This is a genomic window from Deinococcus metalli (assembly GCF_014201805.1).
GTDB classification, from domain to species: domain Bacteria; phylum Deinococcota; class Deinococci; order Deinococcales; family Deinococcaceae; genus Deinococcus; species Deinococcus metalli.
The window spans coordinates 262,252-277,295 of the sequence record NZ_JACHFK010000005.1; the positions used below are offsets into that span (position 1 = coordinate 262,252).

Annotated in this window: 16 protein-coding genes; 7 read left to right on the forward strand and 9 right to left on the reverse strand. The window is 72.0% G+C overall.

Going from position 1 to position 15,044, the window contains the following annotated elements; genetic code table 11:
* The 7 genes from HNQ07_RS11930 to HNQ07_RS11960 all read right to left on the reverse strand — a co-directional run bounded on the left by HNQ07_RS11930 (position 1) and on the right by HNQ07_RS11960 (position 6,969).
* On the reverse strand, positions 1-411 hold the full coding sequence (locus tag HNQ07_RS11930) for a response regulator (protein ID WP_184112022.1): 411 nt from the start codon (positions 409-411) through the stop codon (positions 1-3).
* A 64-nt stretch (positions 412-475) separates the two neighbouring features.
* Complete coding sequence (locus HNQ07_RS11935) at positions 476-787, reverse strand: STAS domain-containing protein (protein WP_184112023.1); 312 nt, start codon at positions 785-787, stop codon at positions 476-478.
* 42 nt (positions 788-829) lie between these two features.
* Positions 830-2,440 carry an ATP-binding SpoIIE family protein phosphatase gene (locus HNQ07_RS11940; protein ID WP_184112025.1) on the reverse strand — a complete coding sequence of 537 codons (1,611 nt, stop codon included), beginning with the start codon at positions 2,438-2,440 and terminating at the stop codon, positions 830-832.
* Positions 2,427-2,780 carry an STAS domain-containing protein gene (locus tag HNQ07_RS11945; protein ID WP_184112027.1) on the reverse strand — a complete coding sequence of 118 codons (354 nt, stop codon included), beginning with the start codon at positions 2,778-2,780 and terminating at the stop codon, positions 2,427-2,429. The genes HNQ07_RS11940 and HNQ07_RS11945 overlap by 14 nt, the downstream gene beginning before the upstream one ends.
* A complete protein-coding gene (locus tag HNQ07_RS11950; RefSeq protein ID WP_184112029.1) occupies positions 2,777-4,741 on the reverse strand; it encodes a glycosyltransferase in 1,965 nt (654 codons plus the stop codon). Before HNQ07_RS11950 ends, HNQ07_RS11945 begins: the two co-directional genes overlap by 4 nt.
* Positions 4,728-5,912 carry an MATE family efflux transporter gene (locus HNQ07_RS11955; RefSeq protein WP_184112031.1) on the reverse strand — a complete coding sequence of 395 codons (1,185 nt, stop codon included), beginning with the start codon at positions 5,910-5,912 and terminating at the stop codon, positions 4,728-4,730. The genes HNQ07_RS11950 and HNQ07_RS11955 overlap by 14 nt, the downstream gene beginning before the upstream one ends.
* A 175-nt stretch (positions 5,913-6,087) precedes the next feature.
* The gene (locus tag HNQ07_RS11960) at positions 6,088-6,969 is read right to left on the reverse strand and encodes a DNA repair protein (RefSeq protein ID WP_184112033.1); all 882 of its coding nucleotides are present in this window, start codon (positions 6,967-6,969) and stop codon (positions 6,088-6,090) included.
* A gap of 163 nt (positions 6,970-7,132) precedes the next feature.
* Between HNQ07_RS11960 and HNQ07_RS11965 the strand changes: the two genes are divergently transcribed.
* Positions 7,133-7,783, forward strand: coding sequence for a trimeric intracellular cation channel family protein (locus HNQ07_RS11965; protein ID WP_184112035.1), 651 nt, complete (start codon positions 7,133-7,135; stop codon positions 7,781-7,783).
* A gap of 41 nt (positions 7,784-7,824) precedes the next feature.
* Complete coding sequence (locus HNQ07_RS11970; protein ID WP_184112037.1) at positions 7,825-8,844, forward strand: MBL fold metallo-hydrolase; 1,020 nt, start codon at positions 7,825-7,827, stop codon at positions 8,842-8,844.
* A 6-nt stretch (positions 8,845-8,850) separates the two neighbouring features.
* On the opposite strand, the gene HNQ07_RS11975 is transcribed toward HNQ07_RS11970, so the two are convergent.
* Positions 8,851-10,029, reverse strand: coding sequence for an ABC transporter substrate-binding protein (locus tag HNQ07_RS11975; protein WP_184112039.1), 1,179 nt, complete (start codon positions 10,027-10,029; stop codon positions 8,851-8,853).
* 125 nt (positions 10,030-10,154) lie between these two features.
* Between HNQ07_RS11975 and HNQ07_RS11980 the strand changes: the two genes are divergently transcribed.
* Positions 10,155-10,706 (forward strand): DinB family protein, encoded by a 552-nt coding sequence (locus HNQ07_RS11980; RefSeq protein WP_184112041.1) that lies wholly within the window; start codon positions 10,155-10,157, stop codon positions 10,704-10,706.
* A gap of 13 nt (positions 10,707-10,719) precedes the next feature.
* On the opposite strand, the gene HNQ07_RS11985 is transcribed toward HNQ07_RS11980, so the two are convergent.
* Positions 10,720-10,914, reverse strand: a complete 195-nt coding sequence (locus HNQ07_RS11985) for a hypothetical protein (RefSeq protein ID WP_184112043.1) — start codon at positions 10,912-10,914, stop codon at positions 10,720-10,722.
* A gap of 174 nt (positions 10,915-11,088) precedes the next feature.
* Here HNQ07_RS11985 and trmH point away from each other — a divergent pair, with 174 nt between their 5' ends.
* The 4 genes from trmH (at position 11,089) to HNQ07_RS12005 (ending at position 14,711) form a co-directional block, all read left to right on the forward strand.
* On the forward strand, positions 11,089-11,754 hold the full coding sequence (gene trmH / locus HNQ07_RS11990) for a tRNA (guanosine(18)-2'-O)-methyltransferase TrmH (protein WP_184112046.1): 666 nt from the start codon (positions 11,089-11,091) through the stop codon (positions 11,752-11,754).
* A gap of 121 nt (positions 11,755-11,875) precedes the next feature.
* Positions 11,876-12,667 (forward strand): MeeY/MeeF family manganese export membrane protein, encoded by a 792-nt coding sequence (locus HNQ07_RS11995; RefSeq protein WP_184112048.1) that lies wholly within the window; start codon positions 11,876-11,878, stop codon positions 12,665-12,667.
* Between the two features lie 111 nt (positions 12,668-12,778).
* Entirely contained in the window at positions 12,779-13,393 is a 615-nt protein-coding gene (locus tag HNQ07_RS12000; RefSeq protein ID WP_260322888.1) for a dienelactone hydrolase family protein, read from the forward strand.
* 85 nt (positions 13,394-13,478) lie between these two features.
* A complete protein-coding gene (locus HNQ07_RS12005) occupies positions 13,479-14,711 on the forward strand; it encodes a 2,3-bisphosphoglycerate-independent phosphoglycerate mutase (protein WP_184112052.1) in 1,233 nt (410 codons plus the stop codon).
* The last annotated feature ends 333 nt before the right edge of the window (positions 14,712-15,044 follow it).

The following is a 15,044-nucleotide window of genomic DNA, read 5'->3' on the forward strand; positions in this document are numbered from 1 at the left end:
TCAGTGCGGCCGGCTGGCCAGGAACACCGCGTCGAGCAGCTCGTGCCGGCTGAACGGCTTGGTCAGGAAGGCCCGCGCGCCCAGCGCCACCGCCTCCTCCCGCAGACGGTCCTCGCCGGCACTCGTGAGCATCACCATGGGCGGCGCGCCGGGCTGGGCCCGGAGCCTCCGCAGCAGGTCCAGGCCGCTCTCGCCCGGCAGATACAGGTCACTGACGATCACGTCCACGGCGCCCACGTTCAGTTCCGCCAGGGCCTCCGGGACACTGCCCACCACGACCGGGTGGTGCCCGGCCTCCTTCAGGATGTGGCGCACCAGCAGCCGCATGGCCGGCGAATCCTCGACCACCAGGACGTGCTGGGCCTCGATCTGCCCGAACAGCGTCGCGTTGGCGGGAATCCAGGTGGTCACGGGCTGCCCGGCCGCGGCCGCGGCAGTCCAGGGGGCGAACCCGGCGTCAGGACCGGCCCGCGGCTCATGCCATGTCCTCGCGCAGGGGCAGCACCCGGTCGAGCATGGTCAGGGACAGCAGTTCGCGCACGGCGGGCCCGGCTCCGGTCAGGCGCAGCTCGTCCCCGCGGGCCCGCAGCGCCTTGAGGGTCGCCACGACGCCGGCCAGGGCGCTGGAATCCATGAAGCTCACGTCCGCGAGGTCCAGGTACAGGTGCCCGCGGTGCGCGGCGACGTGGCTGCTCAGCGCGGCCCGGAAGGCCGAGGCGGTCTGCGCGTCCAGGCGGCCGGAAACGCTCAGCGCGTGGCCGTCGGGGCGGGGGGTCGGGTCCGTCATGTTCATCCGGGGTCTCCTTGCTCGGGAAGGTTGCAGGGGGGATCAGAGCGCGGGGGCACGAAAGTGCAGGGTCTGGCGGTTGAGGTCGGCGCTGCGGGCATAGGCCCACAGCTCGGTGCAGCGGCGCACGATCAGCAGGCCGTAGCCGTGCTCGCGCAGCTCGCCGGCGGGCCCGGCCGGCTGCGTCGTCGGATCGTGCGGCCCGCCGTCGTCGCTGAGCGTCACGTAGATGTGCTCGGTATCTGCGTGGGCGCGCAGCGTGAGGTGCGTGGCCCGGCCATGCTTCACGGCGTTCACGACGAGCTCCGTGACGGCCAGTTCCGCGCCCATCAGGGCCGGATGGTCGTCGCCGGCCACGGCACGCAGCGCGTCGCCCAGTTCCGGCAGCCGGTCGAGGGTGCCGGGCAGGGTCAGCGTGACGCTGCGCTGCGACGGATCACGCTGCACGGCCAGCAGGGTCAGGTCGTCCATGACCCGGTAGCCGCGCAGCGCGTCCAGTGCCCGCTCGATGAAGCCGTCCGGCGTGTCCGACGCCGCCGCGATCCGCTGCACGGCCCCGAGGCCAAGCTGCGCTCCGGGCACGTCGCCGTGCTCGGGCTCCGCCTCGTTCAGGCCGTCGCTGTACAGCATGAGCTGGTCGCCCGGGTGCAGCCACACCGGCACGCCCTCGACGCCCTCCACCGGGAAGGTGCCCAGCGGCGGGGCCTGCGACGCAAAGCGTTCCAGCGTGCCGTCGGCGCGCCGCAGCAGGGCCGGCGGGTGCCCCAGGTTCACGACCCGCACGCCGCCCGCCGCGGACACGCGCAGCGCCGCCAGCGTGCAGAAGGACTCCGCGCGTTCCAGGTGCCGGTACAGCGCCTCCGACAGTTCCCCGGCCAGGTCGTCACGGCGGGCTGCCAGGGGCAGGGTCGCGGCGAACATTGCGGTCAGGATCGCGGCGGGCAGGCCCTTGCCGCTCACGTCGCCCAGTACCAGCCAGTCGCGTTCCTGGAACTGGAAATCCCCGCCGAAATCGCTGGCCGGCTGCGAGTGCACCGCCAGGCGGTACCCGGGCGGATCGTCCAGGCGAATGGGAATCACGCTGCGCCACACCTCGCGCGCCTGTGCGCGGTCCCGCTGCTCGGCCGCGTGGTGTGCCGCCTTCTGCCGGGCCAGCACCGCCTGCAGCGCCGAGTCGAGCAGCTTCACGAAGGCCTCGAGCAGGCGCCGCTCGCCCGCCTGGAACTGCCGCTTGCCCCACAGCGCCACCCAGCCGCGCGGGAACGGCGCGGCCAGCAGCGCGGTGGGCCGCCACGCGTCGCGGTACGGCGGGCCGGTGTACACGCGGCCCGCGCTCTGGACGAACGGCTGCTGCGGGGCCGGGTACCCCTGGAGCCAGCCGGGCGCGTCCCCCACCCAGTGGCCGTCGAGGAACAGCGCGGCGCGCGGCGTGTTGAGCAGCAGCGCCGCTTCCTGCACCAGACCCGCGGCCTGCGCGTCGTTCGTGAGGCCCAGCACCTGCGGGATCAGGCGCTGGAGGAACACCACCTGGTCGCTGATGTCCGCCACCTGCGTGACCAGCTCGGCATACACGGCGTCGGCGTCCACCGTCTCCGCCAGCACGGTGGTGCCGGGCCACGGGCCGGCGGACGCGCGCGGATCAGGCGGAACCATGCGCGGCGCCGTCCGCTGCGGACCTGTCCTCCACGACGGGAAGCAGGCTGTACAGGCCGGTGATCTCCATGGCGAGCCTCGCGGCGTCGCGGACGTTCACGATCTCGAGTTTCACGTTCTGGACGGTGGCCGCGCGGTTCAGCCGCACCAGCGACGCCAGGCCGCTGGAGTCCATGAAGTTCACGCCCGCCAGGTCGAGCCGCGTGGTCATGGCGAGCGGTTCGGCCGCGCCCATCAGGGCGCCCACCTGGTGGGCGTCCAGCCGGCCCTGGAGGCGCAGGGTGCGGCACCCGCCGTGATCGGTCGTGTCGATCCTGAGCGTGATCGGCGTGCTGTTCATACGTTTACCCCCGCCACGCTGGCCGTGAAGGCCGGGTGGTCCACCAGCGCTTCCAGGTGCAGCAGATACCAGTCCGCGACGTCCGAGAGCGGCAGGCCCGACGCCACGCACCAGTTGGCCTCACCGAGCGCCGCTGCGTGCCGAGGGTCGGCCAGCACGCGCCACAGGGCGTCCGCGAGGCTGTCCGGGTCGTCCGGCGTGAAGTACTCGGCGCGGTAGCCCTCCTCCTCGATCAGGTCCGCGAGGTCCCCGATGCGCGGCATGACCGCGGCGCGCCCGAATTCGCCGGCCTGGTGCAGCACCCCGCTCGACCCGGTCGTCGCGGAGTACGGGAAGGCCACGACGGTCGCGCCAGAAAACACGCCGGGCACGGCGTCCTCGGCCACGTAGCCGGTGAAGTGCACGTTCGGCAGGTGCGCGTACTCGCGCTGCACGCCTGCCAGGTAACCCGGCGCGTTGGGCGTGTCGCTGCCCGCGATGACCAGCCGCACCTGCGGATTGCGGTTGAGCAGGATCTCGTGCGCCTGGAGCAGCACCTCGACGCGCTTGTATGTTCCAAACTTCCCGAAGGCCATCACGGTGGGCAGCAGCGGCAGCAGTTCCGGCACCTGCGGCACCTGGAAGGTCCCGTGCGGCGCAAGGAACACGTTCTGCGCGCCGTAGCGTTCGCGCAGCAGCTTCACGTAGCGGGGCATGGTGGTCGCCACGAGGTTCGACGCGAGCAGCGCCCGCGTGAACAGCCGGCCGAATGTGCGCGTGACCAAGGTCTTGAGGGGATGGCCGCCGAAGCCGGCGGTGTCCAGATCCACGGTCTCGAACAGGTTGTGCAGCAGCGTGATGGTCGGGAGGCCGCCCAGCCGCGCCAGCATCGGGGTCAGCAGGCCCAGGGCGGCCGGCACACGGCGGTCACCGAACGACGCCATCTGCAGGTTGAAGATCACGGCGTCCGGCCGCGCGCGCCGCAGCGCCCACAGGATCTTCACGGCGCTCAGCGAATCGTTGAAGCTCCACACCCGCCGGACGTTCGGCGCGTCCGCGACGGCGGCCTGCGCTTCCTGCGCGGCAGGCAGGCGGTCGGCGATGACGGTCACGTGCGAGACCTCGACCTTCTCGGCCAGCACGCGCGACAGGTGCAGGCCGTACTCGTTCAGGCTGCGCCGCCCCGGCGGATACGCGCTCACGACGGCGATGTGCAGGCCCGCGCGCGACTCGGGCGTGCGCCGGGCATGCACCCGCCGGATCTGCACGATGTCACGCAGGAATTTCAGTCCGTCCTTGATGGGCTCGACCTTCGAGTCCGGCGCGTCCACCCACATGACCGGCACCTCGGCGACGCGCAGGCCGTCGCGCGCGGCTAGGTACAGCAGTTCCAGGTCAAAGGAGAAGCCGTCCATGCGCTGTCGGCGGAACAGGTCGCGGGCGACCTCGCCGCGGAACAGCTTGAAGCCGCACTGCGTGTCCTGCAGGCCGACGCCGGTGGACAGCCGCGTGATCGAGCGCAGCGTGCCGGACACCGCCCGGCGCAGCGCGCTCTTGCCCGCCTCGACCGCGCCGCCCGCCGCGCGCGAGCCCACGGCGATGTGGGCGCCGCCGCGGATCTCCGCGATCAGGCGCGGCAGTTCCTCGATGGGAGTGGAGTTGTCGGCGTCGGCGAACAGCACCAGGTCGCCGCGCGACGCGAGCACGCCCCGGCGCACCGCGCCGCCCTTGCCAGTGTTCGCGTGCTCGATGACCCGCAGGTTTGCCCAGCCCAGGCCGCGGGCCAGGGCCGCCGTGCCGTCGCGGCTGCCGTCGTCACTGAGGATGAGTTCCCACGGCTCGTTCAGGTCGCTCACGGCCACGGCGAAGGCGGCCAGGGTGGGCAGCATGCGTTCGGCCTCGTTGTAGGCGGGAACGACGATGCTCAGGGTGACGCGCTCCAGCGGCGTGTCGCGCCAGCGTTCGAACTCAGCGTAGGACATACACGGGTCTCCGGTTCAGGGTGGTGAAGAGGACGAGGAAGGATGCGGGCAGCAGCGCGCCCTTGCCGATCAGGGCGGCCAGGGCGAGCGAGGACGGAGTCGAGCCGAGTGACAGGGCCAGCACGGCCAGGACGGCCGCGCCGCCGGCGTACAGGCCGGCGCTGCGGCCCACGGTGGCGGCGCTGCCGGCGGCGAGCAGGTGGTTGAGGACCGTGGCGCCCAGCGTGAGCAGCAGCGTGCCCGCCGCGCAGGCCGGGAGCACCGCGGCAACCTGCGCTCCGAGCGCCGGCCCGAAGGCGAGGCCGGCGAAGACCTGCGGCCACACAGCGAACAGGGCGGCGGGCACTCCGGCGAGCAGCAGCGTGCCGCCCAGCGCCGTGCCGAGCAGTCGGCCGTGCGCCGCGTCGCCACGCGCGACCACGGGGAACACGGCGACCTGCACCGCCCATCCGGCGAAGAACACCGCGCGCGCCAGCGTGGCCGCCGCCGCGTACACGCCGGCGTCCCCGGCGTGCAGGTGCATACCGCCCAGCAGCACGTCGCCGTACAGCAGCGCCGACTGGCTCGCCGCTGCCAGGGCCAGGGGCAGCGCGGTAGCGTCCGAGCGCAGGCGCGCGCCGGCGTCCGGTCCGGCCGGCCGGACCAGCGGCAGCGCCAGCAGCACGCCGGCCAGCGTCGCCGTGACCGCCGCGACCGGGCCGCCCAGCACGTGCAGCAGCGGGAAGGTCAGGGCGATCTTGAGGCCGTGCTCGGCGATCAGGCTGCCCCCGAAGGCCAGCACGCGGCCGTCCCGCTGCGCCGCGCCGCGCCACGCGCCCAGCAGCACCATGCCCGGCAGGGTGAGCGCGAAGGCCATCACCCACGCGGCCGGCACGCCCAGCAGCGGCCCCAGGGGCACGGCACCCAGCAGCAGGAGGCCGCCCGCGACCGCTCCCCACGTCACCGCCACGCGGGACAGCTGACCGTCGCTGCGGCGCGCCTGGGCCTGCTGGAACGCGACGGGCAGCGCGGCCAGGATCATGAACAGCGAGGTGAAGCTCGCGTAGGCGCCGTAGCCCTCCGCGTTCAGGACGCGCCCCAGCAGCAGGGTGTACCCGTAATTCAGGGCACTGGAGGCCACGATCGCCGCGATCGTGAACATTCCCTGGAGGTGGTGAGAGCGCTCCCTCATGAGGACGAGTGTGCCTCGTCCGACCTTACACCCCTCTTTCAGGTCTCGCCGGGAAATGTCGTATAAATCACGTCACAGCCGCAACTTTCATGGACTTTGCACGCTGTGGACGTTACTGACCGGTTGTGTGGACAGCGGCGGAGGGTCCGGCTGGACACGCCGGGCGGCCCGGCACTTAGCTGCCGCGCAGGCCGTGCTTGAGCACCTGCGCGAGCTGCCGCGTGGCGCCCGCCTGGTGCTCGTCGAGTTCGGCGGAGGCGGCCCTGAGGGCCGTGCGGTAGCCCTCGGCGCTGCGCGCCTCGCTGCCCGCCAGGGTCACGACCACGGCCTGCACGGTGAAGTGCGCCTCAGGGAGGCGGCTGAGGGTCGCGCTCGCGCCGGCATGACGGGCCGCGAGCAGCGCGCCCAGCAGCCCGACCTCCTCGCTGCGGCTCATCAGCTCGCGCTGAAAGGTGCGGTCCTTGATGCTGGTGATCACGTCCCACGCAGCGTCCGACAGCGCTTCCTGCGGCGAGGCCGGGCGCGAGGCCTCGACCATCAGCGTGTCGCCGGAGCGCCACACGCGGCTCAGGGCGCCGCCGCGGGCGGGCATCCACTGCGTCTCGAAGTCGCGGGCCTCCTCGATCAGGGCCTTGAGGGTCGCGAAGGGCGCGTCGGCCGGCACGCGGTGGCCGTCCGGCAGCGCGCCCCACAGGCTCAGGCCGCGCTCGTCCAGCGCCTGCATGGGCGCGTACGCGGCGGCGATGGCGGCCGAGCCGCTGCTGACCAGCGCGGTGCGGGCGCCGTCCGTGAGCAGGGCGATGTCCGGCGTGTCCTCGTCGCCGGCGAGTTCGGCCGTGTGGCGCAGGTGGTGCAGGCCCAGGCCCCAGCGCCGCTGCGCGTGCACCAGCGCCTCCGTGAGCGCCGCGTTCACGGTCTGGGGATCGGCGCCGCTCTCGGCCAGCGCCCGCACGCGGCTGTCCACGGCGGCCGTCGCCATCAGCGCGTCGAAGGCGTCCAGGTGCGCGTACGGAGAGGGCGGAGTGGGAGCAGCATCTTTCGTCTTGACTCGGGCCATAGCTCCATCATTCTGCCCTAAACAGAACGCGGCATGTGTGGTGTCGTTCCGCCGGGCGCGGGTCGTCCTGGCCGCACACGACGCCGGCCGGACGCGTCCCCGGGAGGTCGTGGCGGGCCGTGGGGTGCTCCCTGACGCCGCAGAAATCTGATTACAGTGGGGCGTGCACGAACTCCAGTGGGCTCCGATCACCCTGGCCGCCGGGCTGCGCGCCCTGGACCTGGTCGGCATCCTGGCCTTCGCGATGTCCGGCGCGCTGCTGGGCGTGCGCAAGCGCTTCGACCTGTTCGGCGTGCTGGTGCTCGGCTGCGTGACTGCCGTGGGCGGCGGCGCGATCCGCGACACCCTGACCGGTCAGACCCCGCCGGTGTTCCTGCGCGACGAGACGTACCTGTGGGCGGCGCTGCTGGGCGCGGCGCTGGCCTTCGGCTTCGGAGAGCGGCTGGCCCGCTTCGAGCGCACCCTGAACGTGTTCGACACCGTGGGGCTGGCGCTGTTCGCGGCGTCCGGCGCGCTGGGCGCCATCAACTTCGGGCTGGGGCCACTCGGCGTGATCTTCGCGGGGATGCTGTCGGGCGTGGGCGGCGGCATCATCCGCGACCTGATCGCCAACGAGGTGCCGGAGGTGATGTACCGCCGCGAGCAGCTGTACGCCACCGCCGCCGCCGCCGGGGCCTTCACGGTGTGGGCGCTGCACCCGCACGTCACGCCGTTCCAGGCGCAGTTCGGGGGCGCGGCCGTCGTCGCCGCGCTGCGCTGGGTGTCGCGGCACGGCTGGGTGCGCCTGCCGGTGCGCCGGCTGCCGGACAGCTAGGCCCGACTCCCTCTGCGCGGCCCACGCTCTACAGTGCGCGCATGACCGCGCTCTCCACCGTGCTGCCCACGCGCCACGTCACGTCCGGTGGCGTGCGCGTGTACCGGCTGCCGGTGCCGGCCTTCCCGCACCTGCCCGCCAACGCCTTCGTGGTCGTGCGCGGCGACCCCTCCCAGCCTGAAGACGCCGCCCTGATCGACGTGGGCAGCAGCCACCACGACAGCACTGCGGCCCTGGATGCCGGCCTGGACGCGCTGCGTGCGGACTTCGGCGAGACGTGCTCGTGGGACACGCTGTCGCGGATCGTGATCACGCACCCGCACCCGGACCACGTGGCGGGACTGCCCTTCGTCCGCAGCCGCACGGCCGCGCCGGTCGCTGCGTTCCACAGCGCGGTGCCGGCCATCGAGCGCCCGCACGAGCGGCAGGGCGCCCACCTTGCCGCCATCGAGGAACAGCTCACCTGGGCGGGCATCCCGGCGGACAGCTCCTACGCCGAGCGCCTGCGCCGCCGGGCCGGGAACCTCGCCCTGCCGACGGGCGTGCCGGTGGACACGCCCCTGCACGACGGCGACGTGCTGGACGACCTCCTGACGGTCATCCACACGCCGGGTCACGAGGGCTCGCAGGTGTGCCTGCGCGTGGACGACGTGCTGCTGAGCGCGGATCACCTCCTGCCGCACAACTCCCCGCCGCTGATGCCGCAGCGCATGCAGCCGGGCGCCGGCCTCGCGCACTATCTCGCGTCCCTTGGCCGGGTCGAGGCGCTGGAGGGCGTGCGGCTCGCGCTGGGCGGGCACAACGGTCCGATGCCCGAGTGGCGCGGCCGGACCTCGCAGTTGCGGGCGCGCTACGCAGACAAGCTCGGCAGCGTGCTGGAGGCTGCCCGCGAGCCCATCACCGTCCACGATCTGACGCACGTACTCTTTCCGCGCCTGAATCCCGTGCAGGCCCTGCTGCTGCTCGATCAGACCGGCGCGCTCGCGGAGTATCTGACGGCGCGGGCCGACCTGCGGCAGACGGAGCGGGACGACGGCGCGGCCCTGTTCCAGCGCGCGTGAGCGCTGTTACTTGCCGGGGTCCGGGAACGCGCCCAGGCTGCTGACCAGCACGTTCACCAGTCCGCCCTGGCCCTTGGCGACCCGGCGGACATAGATGGTGTTCACGACGTTCTGCGTGACCGGATCGAACGCGAAGGGTCCGCGCGGCGACTGGAAGCGCACGCCCCGCAGCGCGGCGAGCAGGGCGGGCTTGTCGTCCGTACGTCCCCGGGTCGTCTTGAGCGCTTCCACGATCACGCGCGCCGTGTCCCAGCCGCGCTCCGCGAATACGCCCGGCGTGTCGCCGTATTTCTTGCGGTACGCGTCCACGAAGATCTTGTTCTGCGCCGTCGGCAGGTTCTGCACCCATGGCCCCACGCTGATGGCCCCCACCACGGCGTCGCCCACCGAGTTCAGCAGCTTCTCGTCCATCATCTCGCCGGACACGGTCAGTTTCACCGAGCGGTTCAGGCCGAACTGCGCGAACTGCTTGAGGAACAGCACGGCGTCGCTGCCGCTCAGGAAGGCGTAGATGGCGTCGGGCCGGGCCGCCGCGATGCGCGCCAGGTACGGACTGAAATCGGCGCTGCCCAGCGGCGTGTAGACCTCGCCGGCGACCTTGCCGCCGGCCGCGGTGTACGACGCCTTGAAGTCGTTCACGGAGTCGTGCCCGAAGGCGTAGTCCGCGCCCAGCAGGAACACGTTCTTGCTGACCTTCTGCGCCACGTAGGTGCCGAAGGGATTGCTGAACTGCCACCCGGACCCCGACGCCCGGAACACCCACGGCGTGCGGCGGCTGCGGGTCAGGTCGTTGCCCAGCGAATTGAACACCACCAGCGGCACCTGCGCCTTTTCCACCACCGGCGCGAGGGCGTAGGCGCTGGGCGTGAGCACCACGCCCGCCAGCAGGTCCACGCGGTCGGCGCTGATCAGCTTGTTCGCCTTGCGCAGCGCGACCGCCGGATCGGCTTCCTCGTCCTCGCGCACGACCACGATGCCGCGCCCGGCCACGCGGTTCCCGATGGAGTCCAGGTACAGCGAGAAGCCGCGCAGGCCCTCCTCGCCGATCTGCGCGTACACGCCGGAAAACGGCATGATCACGCCCACCTTCACCGTCCGGGCGGGCGCGGTCTGGGCGGAAACGGTCAGCGGAGCGCCCAGCAGCAGCAGGGCCAGGGCGCGCGGAATGGTCGGGGCTGGGGTCATGGACGAACACCTCCGGGACGGGCCAGGGCGGCGGGCCGCCCGAACCGTGCGCCGCAGAGGCTAGCACCACCGGCGGGCCGCGCGGCGCGCCGCTTGTCCAGGCAGCCCCGCCGTACACTGGCAGCATGACATCTGCCGGTCACGTTCCGCCCAGCGAACAGGAGCAGCTGGCCGCCCTGCGCGCCGCGTACCCCACCCCGGAGGACCTGGTCAGCCGCATGCACCGGGAGCTGGACGCCCTGGAGGCCGTGATCCGCGCCGCCGCGCCGCACTGGACCACCGTGCTGCCCGGCCGCGAGTGGACGCCCGCGCAGGAGGCCGAACACACCGTGATCATCAATGAGGGCACCGGGCGCCTGGCGCGGCTGCTGCTGTCGGACAAGGCCATTCGCCAGCCGCCGGAGGTGCCCGGCGAGTACCGGGAGGGCCGGCGTCAGGCGCCGGCCAACACCATTCCCGCCGGCGACCACACGCCCGAGCAGGTGCTCGAGCGGCACGCCGCGACCCGCGAGCTGCTGACAGTGACCGCGCCCGCCGATCCCACGCGCACGTACTACCACCCCTTCATGGGTCAGCTGGACGCGCTGGACTGGCTGCGCATGGCCGCGTACCAGACCCGCCACCACCGGCAGGCCATCGAACGCGGGCTGGCGGGCCTGAACGGCACGGCACCGTGACCCGGCCCGGCGCTCACATCGCCTGACGGTGCGGCGGTTCCGGCGTGCGGCCCCCGCCGGTGTCCTCGTCGTGGGCCGTGGCGGGATGGGGCTCCAGTTCGGCGTCCGTCCGGAAGGACATCAGCCATGTGGGCGGATCGGGCGTGCCGTCGCGCTCGTCATAGCAGTGAATGCGGCTCACGCGGATGGTCGGTTGCGGTTCCTGCATGCATTCCCCCCGGGGCGCGGCGGTCCGTTGTCAGGGCCGCGCAGCGCCGCTGGCCGTCTCCTCCCCCAAGGCGGCGGCCGCAGCTCGCTCCACAGTGTGCACGGCGGGCGTGATCGGGCCGTGATCGGGCGCGGCGGACGTGGGTGGCCGCCCGCTCTGCTACCCTGCGCCGTGATGACCCCGGAGCGTTACGCCAAGATCCTGCGCGTGCTGCACAGGCGCCAGCCCACCCTGACCGTGCTGATGGATCAGGTCAACAAGCCCCACAACCTCTCCGCGATTATCCGCACCTGCGACGCCGTGGGCGTGCTGGAAGCGCACGCCGTCCCGCCGGACGATGGCCGCCCCCTGGAGTTCGAGGGCCACGCCTTCGAGGCCACGTCCGGCAGCGCGCACAAGTGGGTGCGCGTACAGCGCCATGCCGACGCCGTGGGCGCCGTGCGCGGATTGCAGGCGCGGGGCTTCCAGGTGCTCGCCACGCACCTCTCGCAGCGCAGCGTGGACTACCGCGACGCCGACTACACCCGCCCCACCTGCGTGCTGCTGGGCGCCGAGAAGTGGGGCGTGAACGACGCGGCGGCCGAGGCGGCCGACGCCAACATCGTCATTCCCATGTACGGCATGGTGCAGAGCCTGAACGTGTCGGTCGCCGCAGCCACCATCCTGTTCGAGGCGCAGCGCCAGCGCCTCGCGGCCGGCATGTACGCCGCGCCGCAGCTGTCCCCCGACGAGTTGCGGAACCGCGCTTTCGAGTGGGCATACCCGGACCTGAGCGCCGCCTGCCGCGAGCGGAACGAACCGTACCCCCTGCTGGACGACACCGGACAGCTTCCTGCGTGAGCGTTTTGGTGCGTTGTGTTCACGCGGGTGAACCATGGCGGCGCTGTGCGGCCGGTAGACTGCGCAGACCGAGCCTCTTGAGCCGCCCCCGAGGTGGTTGTGGGGCCAGGAGCGACCGAACGTGAACACTGAAATCATCGTGATCCTGGCGACCCTCGCCGTGCTGGAAGGGCTGCTGTCTGCCGACAACGCGCTGGTCATGGCCGTGATGGTGCGGCCCCTGCCCGCGAACCTCCAGCAAAAAGCCCTGACCTACGTGATGTGGGGCGCCATGGCCCTGCGACTCGCGGGCGTGCTGCTCGCCAGCTTCATCATCAAGTACTGGTTCCTGCGCGCGTTCGGGGCGGCGTACCTGGCGTATCTGGTGATCGCGCACTTCGTCAAGCGTGGTGGCCACGACGACGCGCCCCGCGAACTCACGGGCTCGTTCTGGAACGTGGTCATCAGCCTGAACCTCGTGAACCTCGCGTTCTCGGTGGATTCGATTCTGGCCGGCGTGGCGCTGCTCAAGCCTGCCATGCGCGACACGCCCACCGGCTTCTGGATCGTGGTGGCCGGCGGCGTCATGGGCCTGATCCTGGTGCGCTTCGCGAGCACCTTCTTCCTCAAGCTCCTCGACCGCTTTCCCGCGCTGGACGACGTCGCGTACGTGCTGATCGGCTGGATCGCGCTGAAACTCGGCATCGAGACGGTCGAGCAGGTCAGCGAGCTGTACCACCTGGGCATCAGCGCCCACATGCCCCCGGCCATCTTCTGGACCGGCATGGGCCTGATCGCCGGGATCGGCACCTTCATCGCCACCCGCAAGGCCGCCCGCACCGAGGCGCAGGCCGAGGCGGACGTCGCCGCGATCACCGAGCAGCGCAACCGCGCCGCGAACGACCCCCTCGACGGCCACGTCGACGGCAACTGAGCAGCAGGTCCTGCCGGGCCACTCCCACTCGGGGGTGGCCTGTTGCGTTGCGGCTTCCCGGCGCCGGCGGCCGTCAGGCGGGAGCCGTGACCGTCTCCAGGAATCCGGCTATTGACGTCAACTCCTGACGGCAATGGCCGGTACCCTACGGTCATGGCTGAACTTCTGCTGTTCCACCACGCCCAGGGCCAGACGCCGGGCTTCCTCGCCTTCGCGGACGACCTGCGCGGCGCCGGACACACCGTCCACACGCCGGACCTGTACCACGGCCGCACCTTCGACACTCTGGACGCGGGCATCGCCCACGCCCGGGAACTCGGCTTCGGCGCCCTGCTCGACGCCGGCGTGCGCGCGGCGGACGACCTCCCTGAGGCCCTCGTGTACGCGGGCTTCTCGCTGGGGGTCATGCCCGCGCAGCAGCTCGCGCAGACCCGGCCGGGCGCGCGCGGCGCCCTGCTGCTGCACGCGTGCGTGCCCGCCGCCGAGTTCGGGGCGTGGCCGGAGGGCGTTCCCGCACAGATCCACGCGATGGACGGCGACCCGTTCTTCGTCGAGGACGGCGATATCGACGCTGCCCGCGCCCTGGTGGCCTCGACCCCCGACGCCGAACTGTTCCTGTACCCCGGCACCCAGCACCTGTTCGCGGACCGCAGCCTGCCGTCCTACGACCCCGGCGCCGCCGAGCTGCTGACGCGGCGCGTCCTCGGGTTCCTCCAGAGCCGCTGACCGGCACCCATGGCGGCCCTTCCGGCCTGTGCCCCTGCCCATATGCCTGACCGGGGCGTGGCGGTGCCCGGCGTACACTGCCCCCATGAGTGACCTGCTGGATACCATCCGTGACCTCGCCAAGAAAACCGACAGCAAGATCCTGATGGTCGTGCTCGACGGCATCGGTGGCCTGCCGCTGGAGCTGGGCGGCGATACCGAACTCGCCACCGCCGTCACCCCCAACCTCGACGCCCTGGCCCGCGAAGCCCAGCTCGGCCAGGTCGAACTCGTCGGCGCCGGCATCACGCCCGGCAGCGGCCCCGGCCACCTCAGCCTCTTCGGCTACGACCCGCTGCACTACGTCGTGGGCCGCGGGGCGCTCTCGGCCGTCGGCATCGGCGTGAAACTCGGCGCGGGCGACGTCGCCGTGCGCGGCAACTTCGCCACCCTGGGCGGCAACCGCATCGTCGACGACCGCCGCGCCGGCCGCCCCAGCGACGAGAAGAATGCCGAGATCGTCGGCAGACTGCGGGAGGCCATCAGCGACATCGGCGGCACGCCCGTCGAGATCTACACCGAATCCGAGCACCGCTTCGTGGTCGTGTTCCGCGCGAACGGCGGCCCCGCCCTGGGTGCGAACCTCAGCGACGTCGACCCGCAGGCGACCGGCGTGCAGCCCATGACCGCCGTCGCCCACGACGACGCCAGCCAGAAGACCGCCGACCTCGTCAACACCTTCGTCCAGCGCGCCGAGGCCGCCCTGAAGGACGAACCGCAGGTGAACGGCGTGCTGTTCCGCGGCTACAGCGACGTGCCGCACTTCCCCAGCTTCGACGACGCCTACCAGCTGCGCGCCGCGTGCATCGCCAGCTACCCCATGTACAAGGGCCTCGCCAGCCTGGTTGGCATGGACGTCCTGCCCGTCGAGGGCCACGAGGACGCCCTGGACGGCAAGGTGCAGGCCCTGAAGGACAACTGGAGCAAGTACGATTTCTTCTACTTCCACGTCAAGAAGACCGACTCCACCGGCGAGGACGGCGACTTCCCCGAGAAGGTCCACAAGATCGAGATCTTCGACGAGTTGCTGCCGCAGCTCCTTGCACTGAACCCCGACGTGATCGCCATCGTCGGTGACCACAGCACGCCCAGCAAGCTCGCCACGCACTCGTGGCACCCTGTGCCGCTGCTGATCCGCAGCAATTACGGCCGCAAGGACGCCGCCACGCGCTACACCGAGGACGAAGCGCTCAAGGGCAGCCTCGGGCTGCGGCGCGGCACGGACGTGATGCCGCTGCTGATGGCGAATGCGCTGAAGTTGAACAAGTACGGGGCGTAAGGGAAGCCCCACCCCCAGCCCCCTCCCCCAGACTCGAAGAGCTGCGCAGCAGAGGGGCGACGTCTCCGTCGCGCCGGGCGGCCGGCGCGTTGCCGCTGACCTCGTAAACGCGCTCGAAACCTGGTGGACGGGGAGTGGCGCTGCGCTGGGCATGTGGTCGCCACGTCATTCAGGCTGGCCTGACACGGGGGCTCGTTGGCGTGGGACTGCGTCCTTGCCACGGGCGGCGTCACCGTCACCGCCCGGGCGCTGCGCGCCCATGAGCGAGTGAGCCGACGTCAACTGAGCACGAGGAGCAAGGGGCCGCCCCCGAGCGTATGGGGCCACGTGCGA